The 16992-nt window shown below is 68.6% G+C and carries 14 protein-coding genes; 11 read left to right on the top strand and 3 right to left on the bottom strand.

From position 1 onward, the window contains the following. Positions 1–3 precede the first annotated feature (3 nt). The 7 genes from AAG816_RS23185 to AAG816_RS23155 all read left to right on the top strand — a co-directional run bounded on the left by AAG816_RS23185 (position 4) and on the right by AAG816_RS23155 (position 9149). Positions 4–867: an ABC transporter permease gene (locus tag AAG816_RS23185; RefSeq protein WP_341992058.1), complete on the top strand. Its 864-nt coding sequence runs from the start codon at positions 4–6 to the stop codon at positions 865–867. A 4-nt stretch (positions 868–871) separates the two neighbouring features. Further along, entirely contained in the window at positions 872–2053 is a 1182-nt protein-coding gene (locus AAG816_RS23180; protein WP_341992057.1) for a Xaa-Pro peptidase family protein, read from the top strand. A gap of 4 nt (positions 2054–2057) precedes the next feature. Continuing rightward, positions 2058–3074 (top strand): ABC transporter ATP-binding protein, encoded by a 1017-nt coding sequence (locus tag AAG816_RS23175; protein ID WP_341992056.1) that lies wholly within the window; start codon positions 2058–2060, stop codon positions 3072–3074. Further along, positions 3071–3988 carry an ATP-binding cassette domain-containing protein gene (locus tag AAG816_RS23170; RefSeq protein ID WP_341992055.1) on the top strand — a complete coding sequence of 306 codons (918 nt, stop codon included), beginning with the start codon at positions 3071–3073 and terminating at the stop codon, positions 3986–3988. Before AAG816_RS23175 ends, AAG816_RS23170 begins: the two co-directional genes overlap by 4 nt. A 65-nt stretch (positions 3989–4053) precedes the next feature. Then, positions 4054–5550 carry an ABC transporter substrate-binding protein gene (locus AAG816_RS23165; protein WP_341992053.1) on the top strand — a complete coding sequence of 499 codons (1497 nt, stop codon included), beginning with the start codon at positions 4054–4056 and terminating at the stop codon, positions 5548–5550. A gap of 19 nt (positions 5551–5569) precedes the next feature. Continuing rightward, on the top strand, positions 5570–7828 hold the full coding sequence (locus AAG816_RS23160) for a molybdopterin-dependent oxidoreductase (RefSeq protein ID WP_341992052.1): 2259 nt from the start codon (positions 5570–5572) through the stop codon (positions 7826–7828). 298 nt (positions 7829–8126) lie between these two features. Then, entirely contained in the window at positions 8127–9149 is a 1023-nt protein-coding gene (locus AAG816_RS23155) for an HAD family hydrolase (protein WP_341992051.1), read from the top strand. A gap of 28 nt (positions 9150–9177) precedes the next feature. Here AAG816_RS23155 and AAG816_RS23150 read toward each other — a convergent pair whose 3' ends face one another. Genes AAG816_RS23150 through AAG816_RS23140 form a run of 3 tightly spaced genes read right to left on the bottom strand, consistent with a single transcriptional unit; the run spans position 9178 to position 13624 of the window. After that, positions 9178–9939, bottom strand: coding sequence for a TetR/AcrR family transcriptional regulator (locus AAG816_RS23150; RefSeq protein ID WP_341992050.1), 762 nt, complete (start codon positions 9937–9939; stop codon positions 9178–9180). Beyond that, positions 9936–12719: a molybdopterin-dependent oxidoreductase gene (locus AAG816_RS23145; protein WP_341992049.1), complete on the bottom strand. Its 2784-nt coding sequence runs from the start codon at positions 12717–12719 to the stop codon at positions 9936–9938. Before AAG816_RS23145 ends, AAG816_RS23150 begins: the two co-directional genes overlap by 4 nt. Continuing rightward, entirely contained in the window at positions 12716–13624 is a 909-nt protein-coding gene (locus AAG816_RS23140) for an FAD binding domain-containing protein (RefSeq protein WP_341992048.1), read from the bottom strand. Before AAG816_RS23140 ends, AAG816_RS23145 begins: the two co-directional genes overlap by 4 nt. A 143-nt stretch (positions 13625–13767) precedes the next feature. Here AAG816_RS23140 and AAG816_RS23135 point away from each other — a divergent pair, with 143 nt between their 5' ends. The 4 genes from AAG816_RS23135 to AAG816_RS23120 all read left to right on the top strand — a co-directional run. Next, a complete protein-coding gene (locus AAG816_RS23135; protein ID WP_341992047.1) occupies positions 13768–14514 on the top strand; it encodes an Asp/Glu racemase in 747 nt (248 codons plus the stop codon). Between the two features lie 281 nt (positions 14515–14795). Next, positions 14796–15263, top strand: a complete 468-nt coding sequence (locus AAG816_RS23130; RefSeq protein WP_341992046.1) for a RidA family protein — start codon at positions 14796–14798, stop codon at positions 15261–15263. 134 nt (positions 15264–15397) lie between these two features. Beyond that, entirely contained in the window at positions 15398–16519 is a 1122-nt protein-coding gene (locus AAG816_RS23125) for an ABC transporter substrate-binding protein (protein WP_341992045.1), read from the top strand. After that, the coding region (locus AAG816_RS23120) for an ATP-binding cassette domain-containing protein (protein ID WP_341992044.1) at positions 16516–16992 on the top strand (477 nt) is incomplete at its 3' end. The genes AAG816_RS23125 and AAG816_RS23120, both read left to right, overlap by 4 nt.

Below are 16992 nucleotides of genomic sequence, written 5' to 3'. Positions count from 1 at the left end.
GCCATGACCTTCTTCCGCTCCCGCTTCCTGCGCGCGTTGATCAAGAGCCGCTCCGGCTTGTTCGGCATGGTGCTGCTGCTGGCCTTCCTCGGCGCGGCGCTGATGGCGCCCTGGCTGGACCTGCCCAATCCGGTGCGCGGCGACCTCAAAGCCCGCCTCGCCCCGCCCACCTGGACCTCCCCCCTCAGTCCCGGCGCCCATCCCCTGGGCACCGACCAGCTGGGGCGCGACATCCTCAGCCGCATCATCTATGGCAGCCAGATCACCTTGAGCGTGGCGGCCAGCGCCGTGGTGCTGGGCGGCATCGTCGGGGTGCTGCTGGGCATCGTTGCCGGCTATTGCGGCGGCATGGTGGATCGCATCCTGATGCGGCTGGTGGATATCCAGCTGGCCATCCCGCTGATGCTGCTGGCGCTCTTGGTGGTGGCGGCCCTGGGGCCGAACCTGACCAATCTGATCATCGTCTTGGCGGTCACCAGTTGGATCCGCTATGCGCGCATCATCCGCGGCCAGGTGCTCTCGCTGCGGGAACGGGAGTTCGTGCTCTCCGCACGGGCCATCAGCGCCAGCACCAGCCGCATCATGCTCCGGCACATCCTGCCCAACGTGCTTACCCCGGCCCTGGTGGTGGCGACCCTGGAACTGGCCCGCGTCATCATCATGGATGCGGCCCTGAGCTTCCTCGGCCTCGGCGTGCAGCCGCCCACCGCCAGTTGGGGGCGGATGCTGGCGGAAGGCCGGGTCTACATTTCCAGCGCCTGGTGGATCGTCACCTTCCCCGGCCTTGCCATTCTGCTGACCGTGCTGAGCGTCAACCTCGTGGGCGACTGGCTGCGCGATTATTTCGATCCGAGACTGAGGACCTGACCCCATGACCGCATTCGGCAATCCCTCCCGCATCGAGCGCCTGCGCGCCCGCATGGACGCGGCCGGCATCGACGTCATCGTCTCGTTCAAGCCGGAGAACAGCTTCTATCTCACCGGCTTCAACCCGATCATCTATTCCCATCCGGTCATCGCCATTTTGCCCCGCACCGGGGCGCCGTCCATCCTGGTGCATGCGCTGCGCGATGATCACGCCCGCGCCTCCAGCTTCGTGTCGGATATCCGCCTCTATGGCGCCTGGTCCACCAAGGTCACCATGGGCCTGCACTGGCAGGCGGCGCTGGCCAGCCTGCTGGCGGAAGCGGGCCTTGCTTCCAGCGTGATCGGCATCGAGGAAGAGTTCGTGCCGCTCTCGCGCTATCGCGAGCTGGAAGGGCTGCTGCCCAAGGCGACGTTCAAGGACGTCTCCGGCCTGATCATGACCACCCGTCTTGTGAAGGATGCCGACGAGATCGCCAACGCCCGCGCCGCCGCCCGCATCGCCGACGTGGGCATGGATGCGGCCATCGCGGAAGTGCGCGCCGGCGGCTCCGAGCGCGACATTTCGCTGGCCTCCATGGCCGCCATGAACCGCTTCTGGGCCGATACCTTCCCGGACAAGGAAGTGTGCGATTTCGGCTCGCTGGAAGGCGGGGCGCAGAATGGCCTCGCCACCTGGGCGCTGGCGGGCGACCGCATGTTCATGAATTGCGACAACCCCACCCCGCGCAAGCCGGTGGCGGGGGAATGCGTCAGCATCTTCATCTGGACCATCATCGACGGCATCCATGCGGAAAACGAGCGCACGGTGATGGTGGGCGAACAACCGGCGGAAAACCTGCGGGCGATCCGCTCCATCCTGGAAATCCGCGCCGAGCTTGAGCCGCTGATGAAGCCCGGCACGCCGATCTCGGCGCTGTTCGCCGCCACCAAGGCGGGGCTGGAGGCGCGGGGCTACGGCAAGTATCTGCCCGGCCGCATCGGCCATGGCATCGGCCTCGGCGCCCATGAGCATCCCTCGCTGGATGCCAAGACCGACATCCCGCTGGAGCCGGGCATGATCTTCACGTTGGAGCCGAACCTGCGCATGCCGGGCATCGCCGCCACGCAGTTTTCCGACACCATCCTCATCACCCCCGACGGCTGCGAATTCCTCACGCAGTCGGTCGGCGGCGAACTGATCGCCTGACGCCATGGCGCCGCTGCTCCAGGTCCGCAATCTCACGGTGGCGTTCGATACGCCCGCCGGAGTGATTCACGCGGTCAATGACGTGTCCTACGACCTGGAAGACGGCGAAACCCTCGGCATCGTCGGGGAATCCGGCTCGGGCAAGAGCGTGCACGTGCTGGCCATGGCGGGGCTGATCGCCAAGCCGCCGGGGCGCATCGTCTCGGGCCAGGTGCTGTTCGAGGGACGCGACCTGCTCAAGATGCCGGAAGCGGAGCTGCGCGACCTGCGTGGCGGGCGCATCGGCTTCGTGTTCCAGGATCCCATGACCTCGCTCAATCCGGTGCTCACCGTGGAGCGGCAATTGGTGGAAGTGCTGATGCGCCACCAGGGGACCACATGGGCGCTGGCGCGCACCCGCGCGGTGGAGTTGCTGGACCTGGTGCGCATTCCCGATGCGGAGCGGCGCATCGGCCAGTATCCGCACCAATTCTCCGGCGGCATGCGCCAAAGAGTGATGATCGCCATCGGCGTCGCCTGCAATCCCCGCCTGCTGATCGCCGACGAGGCCACCACCGCGCTCGACGTGACCGTGCAGGCGCAGATCCTCGACATGATGCGCGATCTCAAGCGCGCCTTCGGCACCACCATCATCTGGATCACCCATGACATGGGCGTGGTGGCCGGCCTCGCCGACACCGTGCAGGTGATGTACGCCGGGCGGGTGATGGAACGCGGCCCGGTGGATGCCTTGTTCGAGGATCCGCGCAGCGCCTACACCTGGGGCCTGCTGCAATCCCTGCCCACCCAGGAGCGCCGCGACGCCGGGCGCCTGCACCAGATCCCCGGCAGCCCGCCGGACCTGTCGCTGCCGCAGATCGGCGACCCCTTCGCCCCGCGCAACATCTTCGCCACCCCCCGCTGCTTCCAGGAGACCCCGCCGCTGCGCCAAGTGGCCAACGGCGTTCCGGGGCATCTGGCGGCGGCGTGGTACGATCTGCGGGCCGCCTTGGCCGCCCGCGCCGCAGGAGATGCCGCATGAGCGCGCAAACCGGGCTGACGCCACTGTTGGGCGTACGCGACCTGCGCAAGACCTACGCCACCCGCGGCGGCCTGCTGGGTCGGCGCACCGGCGAGGTGCGGGCCATCGACGGCATTTCGTTCGAGGTGATGCCGCGCGAAATCCTCGGCCTCGTGGGCGAATCCGGCTCCGGCAAGAGCACCACGGGCCGTGTGGTGCTGCGGCTGGAGGAGCCCACCTCCGGCGCGGTGAGCTTCGACGGCAATGTCATCACCGGCCTGCCGCAACTGGAGATGAAGCGCTATCGCCGCGAGATGCAGGTGGTGTTTCAGGATCCCTATGCGGCGCTCAACCCGCGCATGACCGTGGGCGCTTTCGTCGCCGAGCCGCTGATCGTGCACGGCCTTGCCCCCAACCGCTCGGAACGGGAAGAGAAGGTGGCGGCGCTGTTCAAGCAGGTGGGGCTCGATCCGCGGTTCATGGCTCGCTATCCGCATGAATTCTCCGGCGGCCAGCGCCAGCGGGTGAACATCGCCCGCGCCATCGCCATGCGCCCGCGCCTGATCGTGGCGGATGAGCCCATCACCGCGCTCGACGTGTCGATCCAGGCCCAGATCGTCAATCTGTTCCAGGACCTGCAGCAGGAACTGGGCATGGCCTATCTGTTCATCGCCCATGACCTCTCCATGGTGCGTTATCTCTGCCATCGGGTGGCGGTGATGCTGCGCGGGCGCATTGTCGAGATCGCCCCCACCGAGGCCATCTTCACCGATGCGCGCCACGCCTATACCCGCTCGCTGCTCTCGGCGATCCCGGTGCCCAAGCCCGCCATCGAGCGGCTGCGGCGGCCGATCGCGTTCGACTATGAAACCGAAAAACCCAGCCCCGAGGCGACCCTGCAAGAGGTCTCGCCCGGCCATTTCGTCCTGACCTGACGCCGACCCCAAAGACGACCACATCCCCTCGCCCCGATGCTCTGGCTGCCCGACGGAGACGCCCCATGATCGCCTTGAAGCCCGCCGCCTTCGCCACCGCCCTTCTCGCCGCCGCGTCCCTGCCCGCCCTGGCGCGGGCGGAGACCGCCACCATCGCCCTGGCGGTGAACATCAACACGCTCGACCCGCACATGTCGGCCTCGTTCGGCTCCGATCTGTCGCTGCTGAGCCATGTCTATCCCTCGCTCATCCTGCGCGGGCCGGATCTGAAGCTGCAGCCGGCTTTGGCGAAGAGCTGGACCCCGGTGAACGACACCACCTGGCGGTTCGAACTGGTGGCCGGCGCCAAATTCGCCAATGGCGAGCCGCTGGATGCCAAGGCGGTGCAGTGGAATCTGGACCGGGTGCGCGATCCCAAGGTGAATGCCCGCATCAAGTCGTGGTTCGAACTGGTGAAGGCCGTGCGGGTCATCAATGACACCACCCTGGAGGTGGAGACCAGCGCGCCGTTCCCGGCCTTTGCCGATCAGCTCTCCATGTTCTTCCTGCTGCCCCCCGCCTGGACCGCCACCCATGATCCGGCCAAGGAGACCATGGCCGGCGGGCGCTATCAGATCACCGAGAACGTGCCGGGCGACCACATCTCGCTGGCCACCAACCCCAGCTATTTCGGCGACAAGCCGGCGTTCGACAAAGTGGTGTTCCGCACCATTCCCGAGCCCTCCAGCCGCATCGCCGCGCTGCTGGCGGGCGAAGTGGATCTGATCACCGGCGTGCCGCCGTCCGAACTGGCGCGGGTCCAGGCCAGCGGCAAGGCCACCTCGGGCGCGGTGCCGTCGACCCGCACCGTATTCATCAAGTTCAACACCCAGAAGCCGCCGCTGGACAACAAATTGGTGCGTCAGGCCATGAATTATGCGGTCGACAAGACCGCCATCGCCGAATCCATCTTCGAGGGCAAGGCGGCGATCTCGCAGTGCCAGATCCTGACCCCGGCCTATTTCGGCTATAATCCGGCGCTGAAGCCCTATGCCTATGATCCCAAGAAGGCCAAGGACCTGCTCAAGCAGTCCGGCGTGAACCTCTCCCAGCCCATCGAGATGGACGTGCCGGTGGCCACCTATCTCCAGGGCCAGGAAGTGGCGCAGGTGGTGGCGGCGCAATTGGGCGAGATCGGCCTCACCGTGAAGATCACGGAGATGGATTTCGGCGCCTATATGAACAAATACCTGAAGTCCCGCACCCTGGCGCAGACGTCGCTGCTGACCCACGGCTGGCCGACCCTGGATGCGGACGGCCAGCTCACCTTGCTGGCGCCGGGCAACCAATATGCCTATTGGGACAATGCCGCCTTCGGCAAGGCGGTGGAAGCCGGGCGCTCCACCACCGACAAGGCGGCGCGGCTGGCGGCCTATAAGGACGCCACCTCGATCATGTGCGAGGAAGCCCCGGTGCTGTTCCTCTATGCCCAGCCCAACACCTACGGTTTCTCCAAGCGCGTGGTGTGGCAGCCCCGCGCCGACGACTGGGTGCGCGCCTTCGACATGAAGCCGGCCCAGTAGCGCGCGAAGGCGACCGGACATGCATCTGTTCGGAAGCCATTTCGGCACCTATGCGGTGGTGGACGGCCCCGATGGCCGCCCCCGCCTCTCCGGCTTTCCCCTCGACCCGCAGCCCTCGCCGGTGGGCGCGGCCTATCTGGATCTGGCCGACCATCCCCTGCGGGTGCGCGCCCCAAGCGTGCGGCGCGGCTGGCTGGCGGCGCGCAACGCTCCCGCCGGGCGTGGGGCCGGGCGCGGGCAGGATGAGTTCGTGCCCGTCAGCTGGGATGAGGCCGCCACGCTGGTGGCGGACGAGATCGTCCGGGTGCGGGAGACGCATTCCAACGCCGCCATCTTCGGCGGCTCCTATGGCTGGGCCAGCGCCGGGCGGTTCCACCACGCCCAGAGCCAGCTCAAGCGCTTTCTCAACCTGTGCGGCGGCTTCACCGCGGCGGTGAATACCTACAGCTACGGCGCCGGCGCGGTGCTGCTGCCGCATGTGATCGGCGCGGCTTATAAGGGCGCCACCGACACCGCCCCCAGCTGGGACCAGATCGCCGCCCATGCCAAATTGCTGATCGCCTTCGGCGGCTTCCGCCTCTCCAATGCCCAGGTGGAAGCGGGCGGCACCGGCCAGCACCGGGCCGAGCGCTGGCTGCAACGGGTGGCGGATGCGGGCGTGCGCATCGTCATCCTCAGCCCCTCTGCCGACGATGTGCCGGCCCTGGACGGCGCCGACATCACCCACATTCCCCTGCGCCCCGGCACCGATGCGGCGCTGCTGCTGGCCATGGCCCACACCCTCCAGGCGGAAGGGCGCATCGACCGCGCCTTCCTCGATCGCTGCACGGTGGGCTACGACACCTTCGCCGCCTATCTGGACGGCCGCAGCGACGGCGTGGTGAAGGACGCCGCCTGGGCCTCCGCCATCTGCACCGTGCCCGCCGAGACCATCCGCGCCCTCGCCCACGCCTATGGCGACCAGCCGGCGGTGCTCAACCTCTCCTGGTCGCTCCAGCGGGCGCGGTTCGGCGAGCAGCCTTATTGGGCGGCCATTGCGCTCGCCGCCATGGCCGGACAGGCCGGGCGCCCCGGCTGCGGCTTTGCGTTCGGGCTGACCGCCGTCAGCTCCGTGGGCCAACCGATCCGCAAGCTCCAAGGGCCGGCGCTGGGCCAGGGGCGCAATCCTATTGCCAGTTTCATCCCGGTGGCCCGCCTCACCGAGCTGCTGTCCGATCCCGGCGGCGTGCTGGACTATGACGGCCAGCGCCTGACCCTGCCGGACATCCGCCTGGTCTATTGGGCCGGCGGCAATCCGTTCCATCACCATCAGGACCTCAACCGGCTGGCGCAGGCGTGGCGACGGCCGGAAACGGTGATCGTGCACGAAAGCATGTGGACCGCCACCGCCCGTCACGCCGACATCGTGTTGCCCGCCAGCTTCCCGTTCGAGCGCGATGATCTGGCCGCCTCCTCCCGCGACAACTGGCTGATCGCCTCCCGCCGGGTGCTGCCGCCGCCGCCGGAGGTGATGAGCGACCACGCCATCCTCACCCGCATCGCCGCCAAGCTGGGGCTGGCGGACGCCTCCAGCGAACGCCGCAGCGAGACGGAGTGGGTGGAACACCTCTATGCCGGCTACCGCCAGCGCCACCCGGAATTGCCCCCTTTCGCGGAGTTCTGGGCGCGCGGCTTCGCGGCCCTGGACGAGGGCGCGGACGCCCCCGCGCCAACCACGCCGCTGGAAGCGTTCGTGCGCGATCCGGACGCCGCCCCGCTGTCCACGCCCTCGGGGCGGATCGAGATCGCCTCGGCGGCCATCGCCGGCTTCGATTATGCCGACTGCCCCGGCCATCCAGTTTGGCTGGAACCGGAGGAATGGCTGGGCGCCGCGCAGGCGGCGACCTATCCGCTGCATCTGCTCTCCCCGCAGCCCGCGCATCAATTGCACAGCCAGTTGGCCCATGCCGGCCCGAGCCTTGCGGCCAAGGTCCAGGGCCGCGAAGTGCTGCTGATGCATCCCGCCGATGCCGCGCGGCGGGGCCTCGCCGACGGCGATCTTGCCGAAGTGTTCAATGCGCGAGGCCGCACGCAGGTGGCGATCGGGCATGCGCCCGGCCTGATGCGCGGGGTGGTGATCCTGCCCACGGGCGGCTGGTTCGCCCCCGCCGCCGATCCCGCCCGCACCGACGCCGGCGGCAACCCCAACGTGCTGACCTCCGACCGGCCCACCTCGCGCCTGTCCCAGGCCACGGCCCCGAATTCCTGTCTGGTGGAGGTGGCGCGCAGCGCCCTTTAGGCCGGTGTCCGGGCCGCGACCGGCATCCGCCCGCCGGCCTTAGTGGCCCGCCCGCCCCACAACGGTTGTATCGTCCACGAAATGCGCCCGCATGCCACACACTCGCGCACCGCTTGTATGGGACGCGACCCCACAATCCACTAGAGTACCCTTGGTGGAGGTGCTAGCTCCCAGGGGGCAGGGTTCTTCCGCCCGCGCAACCGTCCGTTCACTTTAGGCCAGTCATTGTCCGACCCTGCCGCAGCGGCGGCGCCCCCGGGGCGCCGGTGCTTGGGGCCATCGGCGAGTGAGATCCAACATGACGCGCTTTGTCTGCCTCCGGCCCTTCCTCCTGGCCTTGTGCCTGCAGCTCCTGGTGAGCGCGGGCGCCATGGCCCAGGGCGACCCTTTGCCCTCCTGGAACCCAGGCCCCGCCAAGCAGGCCATCCTCACCTTCGTGAAGGAGACCACCGAGGCCAACAGCCCCAAGTTCGTGCCCCCGGGAGAACGGGTCGCCACCTTCGACCAGGACGGGACGCTGTGGACGGAACAGCCGATCTATCCGCAGGTGATGTTCGCCATCCAGCGGGTGAATGCGCTGATCGAGAAGCGCCCGGAACTGCGGGAAATAGAGCCCTACCGCACCGCGCTCACCGGCGACATCAAGAAGATCAACGATCTGCTGCCCAAGGAATTGGAGAAGCTGATCGTCGCCACCTCCTCGGGCATGTCGGTGGAGGAGTTCAAGGCCGAGGCGGAACAGTGGCTGGCCACCGCCAAGCATCCGCGCTTCAACCGGCCCTATACGGAGCTGGTCTACCAGCCCATGGTGGAGGTGCTCTCCTTCCTGCGGGCCAACGGCTACAAGACCTATATCGTCACCGGCGGCGGCCAGGATTTCGTGCGGACCTTTGCGGAAAGGGTCTATGGCATCCCCCCCGAGCAGATCGTGGGCAGCGCCGGCGGCACCAAGTTCACCTATGCCAAGGACGGCAAGCCCTATCTCATCCGCGACCCGCGCGTGCTGCTGAACGACAATTATGCCGGCAAGGCGGAAGGCATCCATCTGATGATCGGCCGCCGCCCCCGCGCCGCCTTCGGCAATTCGGTCGGCGACCGGCAGATGCTGGAATATACCCGCGGCGGCGACGGCTCGCGCCTGACCATGCTGGTGCTGCATGACGACGGCGTGCGCGAATATGCCTATGGCCCGGCCCAGGGCTTGCCGGACAGCCGCGTCGGCACCTTCCCCGCCAGCCTGTTCACCGAAGCGCGCTCCCGCGGCTTCATCGTCATCAGCATGAAGAAGGACTGGAAGCGCATCTTCGGCTTCGAGCCGTAAGGCGCGCTCCGCTCACCCCGCCAAGGCATCAGCCGCCGGCCAAGGCCGGCGGGCTTTGCAGATAGGCCAGCAGCATTTCGCTGGCATGGCGGCGGCGCTCCGCCCGCCAGCGCGCCGTGGTCAGGTTGACGCTGAACAGATGCGACAGCGTCGGCGCGTTGGAAATGTGCACATAGCTCAGCGCCACCATGGTCACATAGAGCTGGAGCGGGTCCACGCCGGGCCGGAACACCCCCTGCGCCACCCCACGGGTCAGCACGTCCTCCATGGCCGCCATCAGCGGCGAGGACATGGCCGAGACCTTGGTGGACTTCTTCAGATGCTTGCCGCCCAGCAGGTTCTCGCTGGCCAGGATCCGGATGAACAGCGGGTTGGCGGCAAAATGGGCATAAGTGAAATCGAACAGCTTGATCATCGCCGGCAGGGGGGCGAGATCGCGCAGATTGAGCCGCTGCTCCTGGATGCGGATGTCCTCGAACACCGCCTCCAGCACGTGCAGATACAGCGCTTTCTTGCTGCCGAAGTAATGATACAGCATGCGCATATTGGCATCCGCCCGGCGGGCGATGGCATCGATGCGGGCGCCGGTATAGCCGTGCTCGGCAAATTCGGCGATGGCCGCCTGGAGGATGCGATCCGCCGTGGCGGCGGCATCCCGCGGCCGACGCGCGGTGGCAGCCGGAGCCGGCGCCACGGCCGGCGCCGCGGCGGGTTCCACTGCCTTGGCGCGGCGGCGGGGCGCCTTGGGTTGCGCCGCCTCGGGCGCGTCGGGGCGCGCGGGCTGGCTCATGGCACGTCCTTTCCGGCCAGGGTTGCGGCCTTGGCATCGAGGGCGGCCAGCACCTTGTCCGGGGTGATGGGCAGCGACGTGATGCGCACGCCCACCGCGTCTTCCAGCGCGTTGGCGATGGCGCTGGCCACCCCCAAAATGCCCGCCTCCCCCACTCCCTTGGCGCCGAACGGCCCGCGCCCGAGCCCCTGCTCCAACGTGATGGCTTCGAACAATTCCGGCAGGTCGGTGGCCAGCGGCATGCGATAGCGCTGGGGCGTGTCGCTGCTCAGATGGGCGCCGTCGAACACCATGTGCTCGAACAGCGCCTGGCCGATGGCCTGCATGGATGCTCCCTCGATCTGGCCGCGCACCGCCTCCGGCACCAGCGCCCGCCCGGCATCCGCCGCGCTGACCAGATGGAGAAGGGTGATCTTGCCCGTCTCCACATCCACCTCCAGTTCCACGCCGACCCAGTTGGGCATCCAATACACGATCTGCGCATTCAATGCCGCAGCCGGGCAGGTCTCCACCTTCACCTCGCCCGCGCCGGTAAATTCCGTCCCCAGCCCACCATAATAGGCCCGCGCCAGGGTTTTCAGCGGCGTGACCGCATTGCCGTGGCGGATCGCCCCGTCCGCATAGTCCAGGCTCGCCGCCGGCACTCCCAGCCGCTCGGCGGCGAAGGCGAGGATGCGCCCGCGCACCATCTCCGCCGCCCGGCGCACCGCCTCGCCGGTGACCACGGTGGCGGAGGAGGCATGGGTGCCCTGGTCGAAGGCGGTCTGGTCGGTATCCACCGCCGCCCGCGTCACCCAAGCGGGATCGATCTTCAGCACCTCCCCGACGATGCGCCGGAACGCCTCGGTGGCGCCCTGGCCCATGTCCACGGTGGCGCAGCTGATGACCGCATGGCCCTCGGGCAGGACTTTCACCTGCGCCTGGGCATAGCGGCCCTGCCCGCCCGCATCCTTGAAGCCGATGGCGAGGCCTTTGCCCCGCGCCAGATGCGGCGCGCGGGCGGGCGGGCGCGTGCCCCAGCCGATGCGCTGCGCCACCAGCTCCAGCCCCGCCACCAGATCGCAATCGATGGCGCTGTCGCCGGGGCGGAACGGATCGCCCGGCGGCAGCAGATTGCGCCGCCGCAGTTCCAGCGGATCGAGCCCCAGCCGGCGGGCGATCATGTCGATCTGGCTCTCGGAGGCCCATGCCGCCTGGGTGCCGCCGAAGCCCCGGAACGAGCCCGCCGGCACCGTATTGGTGCGCACCGCCCGGGCGTGACTGTCCAGCGCCTGCCACAGATACGGCCCGCCGATGCGATAGCCCACCTTGTCTGCCACCAGCGCGCTGCCGTCCGCATAGGCGCCGCCGTCCAGCAGAATGTCCGAGCGGCGGGCGAGGAAGGTGCCGTCGGCGGCCACCGCCGTCTCCAGCGTCAGCCGCGCCGCATGCTGGGACAAGGTGACGAAGCCTTCGTCCATGGACAGCGCGAGGCGTACCGCGCGCCCGGCCTTCTGCGCCAGCAGCACGGTGAGCGGCTCCAGCTTGCAGAAACTCTTCACCCCGAACGCCCCGCCGATATGCAGCGTATGCACCCGCAGCAGATGCTCCGGCAGGCCGAAGATCTCGCCAATGTCCTGGCGCAGCAGGAACGGGTCCTGATTGGAGGACCACAGCTCGAACCCGTCGCCCATGGGCCGGGCCAAGGTGATGATCGGCTCCAGCTGGGCATGGGACATGCGCGAGAACTGGAACGTGTCGGTAAACACATGCGCAGCGGCGGCGAAAGCGGCGTCCACATCGCCCATCCGGTGCCGGAAGGAATAGAGCACGTTGGGCGCCGGCTCCTTCAAGGCGGTGACGCCCGCCCCATGGGCCGGCACCGCCCCCAGGCTTGGCGCCGTGAACAGCAGCGGCGCGCCGGGCGCCAGCGCCTCATCCAAGGTGGCGATGGTGGGCAGCAGCTCATAGTCCACCTCGATGAGGGCCAACGCCTTCAGAGCGGTGGCGGCATCGCAGGCGGCCACCGCCGCCACCGGGTCGCCCTCATGGCGCACCCGACCGATGGCCAGCAACGGCTGATCCTTCACCCACAGGCCATAGAAGGGCTCGGGCAGCGCGGTCACGTCGGCGCCGGTGACCACCGCATGGACCCCGGGCAGCGCCCGCGCCGCATCGGTGCGGATGGCGGTGATGCGGGCGTGCGCATGGGGACTGCGCAGGATCTTGGCCTCCAGCAGGCCCGGCAAGGTCATGTCCATGGTGAAGAAGGGCTGGCCGGTCACCTTGGCGGTCTGCTCCGCCCGCCAGGGTGCATCGGGTGCGCCCTCGCCGTCCTGCCGCAGGCGCGCGGCCAGAAGCACCGCGTCCTCGATGGCGCGATAGCCGGTGCAGCGGCAGATATTGGCCCCCATCCAGGCGCGGACCTCGGCGCGGGAGGGATCGGGGGTGCGGTCCAGCAGCGCCTCCGCCAGCAGGACCATGCCCGGCGTGCACATGCCGCACTGGAACGCGCTGCCCGCCACAAAGGCCCGCTGCACGGCAGTGGGCGCGGCCCCCGGCGGGCGCAGGCCCTGGAGGGTGGTGATGGCCCGACCATCCATGGTCTGGGTCAGGGTGCTGCAGGCGGTGGTGGGCACGCCATCCACCAGCACGGTGCAGGCGCCGCAGGCGCCATGGTCGCACACCACACGCACGCTGGAGCGGGCGCAGGCGCCGGACAGCGCATCCGCCAGCACGCCGGGGGCATCGTCCGGCAAGGTGACGGCGGCGCCGTCCAGGGTGAAGGAGACGGCGCTCATCGGGCCGCCGCCTGCAACAGCCGCGACAGCAGCAGCGGCGCCATGCGCGGGCGATAGTCCGCCTCTCCCGCCCAGGCCACAGTGGGCGGCGGCAGATCGCCGAACACCGCCTCGGCCAAGGCGCGCGCGTCGCGCGGCAAAGCGTGGGGCGCCATGCCTTCCACCGGCAGGGTCCGCACCAGGGGGCGGGGGTGGCAGCCGCCCAGCACCGCGCGGGCGCTGCCGATCACCCCGGCGGTCACATCCAGGCTGAGCGCCACCGCCAGCGCCGGCCGCAGGGAGCGATCATAGATCAGCCGCCGCATGCGCTCGGGACCGGGCAAGGGAATGCGGAGGGCGGTGACGAGGCCCGGCAACGGCAGCGCGGCCCCGGCGGCATCGCCCAAGGCGGTCACCGGCAGCGCCGCCTCATGGCCGCCCGGCAGCAGCACCGATACCGTGGCGCCGATGGCCATGAGCAGCCCGGCGGCCTCATAGGCGGGAACCTCCGCCATGAGATTGCCCACCAGGCTGCCCTGGCTGCGGATGCGGATATTGGCGAGGCTCGCCCACACCGCCGCCAGATCCGGAAACGCCGCGCGCACCAGCGGGCTCTGGGCCAATTGGTCATGGCGGCAGGTGGCGCCGAGCACCAGCTCATCACCCGCGCGGGCGATGGCATCGGCGCCGGGTATGCCGCCCAGCCACACCACCGTGGCCGGCCCGCCGCCGGTCTTCATGCGGTTCACCAGATCCAGGCCCCCGGCCATGGGCACCGCATGGGGATCTTCATCCAGGATGCGCCGGGCCAGAGCAAAGCTGCCCGGCCGCAACACGCGGAACGGCGCCATCAGATGGCGGGAGCGATGCACGGCGAGGCGGGGGGCTGGCAATGCGGCGGAGGGCGCAGGCGAAGGCAGGGGCATCACGGTCCGGTCGGTTTTAGGGCGCTGCGCAATCGGCATCCAACTTGCAGCGGGAGGGCGTCGCAGTCCTTGCAAGGCGTTTGCCAGATGCGGAGGCGCTGCCTGACACAGGCCCTAAGGAACCGACCCAAAGGAACCATCCCATGACAGACCGGCTGGGCTATCGCCTGAAGATCGGCATCATCATTCCCTCGACCAACACCACGGTGCAGCCGGAGACCGACGCCATGCGCCCGGCCGGCGTGACCAACCATGTGGGACGCATTCATATTCCGGATCTTCCCCTCACCAATGACACCGAATTCGAAGCCATGGTGGAGGCCATCGGGCCGGACCTGTTCGGGGCGGTGGACCGGGTGATGACCTGCAAGCCGGACCACCTCGTCATGGGCATGTCCATCCCCACCTTCTGGGGCGGAAAGGCCGGCGGCGCGGCGCTTCTGGCCCGCCTGGAAGCCCGTGCCGGGGTAAGCGTCAGCATGGGCTCGGCGGCCTGCGTCGAGGCGCTGGGGCGGTTCCCGCAGGTGCGGCGCATCGGCATTCTCACCCCCTACCAGCCGGTGGGCGATGCCCATGTGGCGCGCTATTTTGCCGACCATGGCTATGAGGTGGCCCAGGTGCACAGCCTGATGCGCCCCAGCGAGGTACAGATCGCCCACGCCACCGATGCGGACATCCGCGAGGGCCTGAAAACCCTGGCGGTGGCAGGGGTGGATGCCATCGTGCAGGCGGGCACGGACCTGGCCGTCACCGACATTGCCGACGAGGCCGAACGCTGGCTGGGACTGCCGGTGATCGCCATCAATGCCGCCACCTATTGGAGCGCGCTGCGCCGCTGCGGCATCGCCGATCAGATCGCCGGACGGGGCCGACTGCTGGCGGAACACTGAGGGCCTGAGGGCGGCAAAATGCCTAAAGCCTGTTCGTTCCGCCAAACGGCTCGCATCCTGCACAGGCAATTGGTGCTTAAACACCTCTTTTTGAACCCGTGCAGAGCGCCGCGCCAAACCGGCTCGACGTCATCCCTCAATATTTTTCAATGAGATAGACCCATGCGTCCGAGACAAGATGCCGAATTCGTCTGGTCATTATGTAAGCAGGTTATGCGTACTAATCCCCCGGAAGCCGCCCCCTCGCGCAGCGTCAGAGCCCCCTACGCACGGAGCGCGGCATGACGGGGATCGTTGCCGGGCGCCTGCGCGCCCTCGGCCTGGAACTGCCGCCGGTGCCGCCGCCGCGGGGAGCGTTCAAACCGTTCTCGCGCATGGGTCACACGCTCTATCTCGCCGGCCAGATCTGCGAGTGGAATGGCGAGGTGCGTTTTTCCGGGCCGGTGGGGCTGACCCACGATCTGGCGGCAGGCCAGCAGGCGGCACAATTGTGCGCGCTCAACCTGTTGGCCGCCCTGGCACAGGCGCTCGAGGGCGACCTGGACAAGGTGGTCGCCTGCCACCGGCTGGGCGGCTTCGTCTATGCCATGCCGGGCTATCCCGATGTGCCGAAGGTCATCAATGGCGCCTCGGACCTCATGTTCGCGCTGTTTGGTGAAGCCGGCCGCCACGCCCGCACGGCGGTGGGGGTCGCCACCCTTCCGGCCGGGGCCAGCGTCGAGGTGGACGGCATTTTCGAGGTGGAATGAGCCTCCACTCAGCGGAGATCGCCCGTCCCGCATGGGCGGTTTTGCGCCTCTCCCAACTGGCACGATTCTGGCTTGGGATCAGGTCAGGCGAAGTAAGCGTTTTCTGCATAAGCTGAAGAAGGACTTCCCGACCGATGCCGAACGACACCCCCTCCCTGACCCGCCCCGCCTCCCGCCGCACCGTGCTGAAGGCGGGCGGCGCGCTGGCGCTTGGCGCCGCCGCCGGCCTGCGCCTTGCCACCCCCGCCATCGCCCAGACCCGCAGCCTCAAGCTGACCCTGCCCTGGCTGGCGAACGGCTCCACCCTGTTTGCCTATGTGGCCAAGAACCAGGGCTTCTTCAAGAAGCGCGGGCTGGATGTGAGCATCTCGCGCGGCTTCGGCTCGGTGGCGGCGGCCCAGGCGGTGGGCGCCGGCGAGTTCGACTTCGGCTTCGTGTTTGCCGGCGGCGTCATCCTCGGTGCCGCCCGCGGCCTGCCTTTGGTGGCCATGGGCACGCTGGGCTACGACGCCACCATGGGCATCGCCGTGCGCGCCGACAGTCCGATCAAGACCCCCAAGGACCTGGAGGGCAAGAAGATCGGCACCGTGCCCACCTCCGCCGAGGCGCCCTACTGGCCCGCCTTCGCCAAGAAGGCCGGCATCGACACCTCCGCCATCACCATGGTGCAGATGGACAACCGGGTTCTTGAGCAGAGCGTCATCAACAATCAGGTGGATGCCATCACCGCCATCGCCACCTCCAGCGTGCCGGTGATGATGGCGCTGAAGCAGCCCTGCCGCTTCATGCTGTGGAGCAAGTCCGGCGTCTCGCTCTATGCCGGCCAGGTGGTGACCCGCGCCGAGACCCTGGCCAAGGACAAGGAGCTGTGCAAGGCGGTCACCGACGCGCTGGTGGAAGGCCTCGTCTATGCCATGAACGATCCCGAGGCGGGGGTGGACATCTTCCTCAAGGAAGTGCCGGAAGTGGCCATCACCAAGGGCGGCAAGGAAAACGCCACCATCTCCCAGGGGCTGATGCACTATACCGTGGTGGCCCCGGAAGCGGAGCACCACGCCATCGGCTATACGGACATGGCCAAGGCCGCCGGCATGGTGGACATGGTGATGGAATATGGCGCCCCCAAGGATGCCAAGCGGCCCGATCCGGCCACCTTGTTCACCAACCAGTTTGTCAGCGATGCGGGCAAGCTCTCCCCGGCGCAATGGGCGGCGGTGAAGAAGAACGTGGCCGAATACGCCGCGATCCTGGGATGAGCATCACCCCCAGCCTTCCGCAGGCGACGTCCGATGCCGCGCCGTTCCAGGCCATCACCGCCCGCGCGGTGCGCAAGGTGTATGAGACCCCGTCCGGGGCGGTGGAGGCGGTGGCGCAGGCCAGCTTCGACATTGCCCGCGGCGATTTCGTCTCCATCCTCGGCCCGTCCGGCTGCGGCAAGAGCACCTTGATGCTGATGGTGGCGGGGCTTGAGCCCGCCACCTCCGGCGCCATCACCCTGGACGGGCTGGCGGTGGCCGGGCCGCAGACCAGCGCCGGCATGATGTTCCAGGACCCCACCTTGCTGCCCTGGCGCAGCGTGCGGGACAATGTGCTGTTCCCGGTCAGCATGTGCCGGCCGGTGCTGCCGGAAGATGAGGCCCGCGCCGAACACCTGCTGCGCATGGTGGATCTGTGGGCGTTCCGCCACAAGCGCCCGCGCGAACTCTCCGGCGGCATGCGCCAGCGGGTG

The sequence above is a fragment of the Azorhizobium sp. AG788 genome (genome assembly GCF_943371865.1).
Taxonomy (GTDB): domain Bacteria; phylum Pseudomonadota; class Alphaproteobacteria; order Rhizobiales; family Xanthobacteraceae; genus Azorhizobium.
Note: the sequence above shows the minus strand (reverse complement) of the source record. Positions and strands in the feature narration are given on the sequence as shown.

Coding starts and splice junctions, on each gene's coding strand:
- AAG816_RS23135 (WP_341992047.1), top strand. CDS start 13,768: ATGACAGACCGGCTGGGCTATCGCCTGAAGATCGGCATCATCATTCCC.
- AAG816_RS23180 (WP_341992057.1), top strand. CDS start 872: ATGACCGCATTCGGCAATCCCTCCCGCATCGAGCGCCTGCGCGCCCGC.
- AAG816_RS23160 (WP_341992052.1), top strand. CDS start 5,570: ATGCATCTGTTCGGAAGCCATTTCGGCACCTATGCGGTGGTGGACGGC.
- AAG816_RS23145 (WP_341992049.1), bottom strand. CDS start 12,719: ATGAGCGCCGTCTCCTTCACCCTGGACGGCGCCGCCGTCACCTTGCCG.
- AAG816_RS23155 (WP_341992051.1), top strand. CDS start 8,127: ATGACGCGCTTTGTCTGCCTCCGGCCCTTCCTCCTGGCCTTGTGCCTG.
- AAG816_RS23175 (WP_341992056.1), top strand. CDS start 2,058: ATGGCGCCGCTGCTCCAGGTCCGCAATCTCACGGTGGCGTTCGATACG.
- AAG816_RS23185 (WP_341992058.1), top strand. CDS start 4: ATGACCTTCTTCCGCTCCCGCTTCCTGCGCGCGTTGATCAAGAGCCGC.
- AAG816_RS23170 (WP_341992055.1), top strand. CDS start 3,071: ATGAGCGCGCAAACCGGGCTGACGCCACTGTTGGGCGTACGCGACCTG.
- AAG816_RS23165 (WP_341992053.1), top strand. CDS start 4,054: ATGATCGCCTTGAAGCCCGCCGCCTTCGCCACCGCCCTTCTCGCCGCC.
- AAG816_RS23150 (WP_341992050.1), bottom strand. CDS start 9,939: ATGAGCCAGCCCGCGCGCCCCGACGCGCCCGAGGCGGCGCAACCCAAG.
- AAG816_RS23130 (WP_341992046.1), top strand. CDS start 14,796: ATGACGGGGATCGTTGCCGGGCGCCTGCGCGCCCTCGGCCTGGAACTG.
- AAG816_RS23140 (WP_341992048.1), bottom strand. CDS start 13,624: ATGCCCCTGCCTTCGCCTGCGCCCTCCGCCGCATTGCCAGCCCCCCGC.
- AAG816_RS23125 (WP_341992045.1), top strand. CDS start 15,398: ATGCCGAACGACACCCCCTCCCTGACCCGCCCCGCCTCCCGCCGCACC.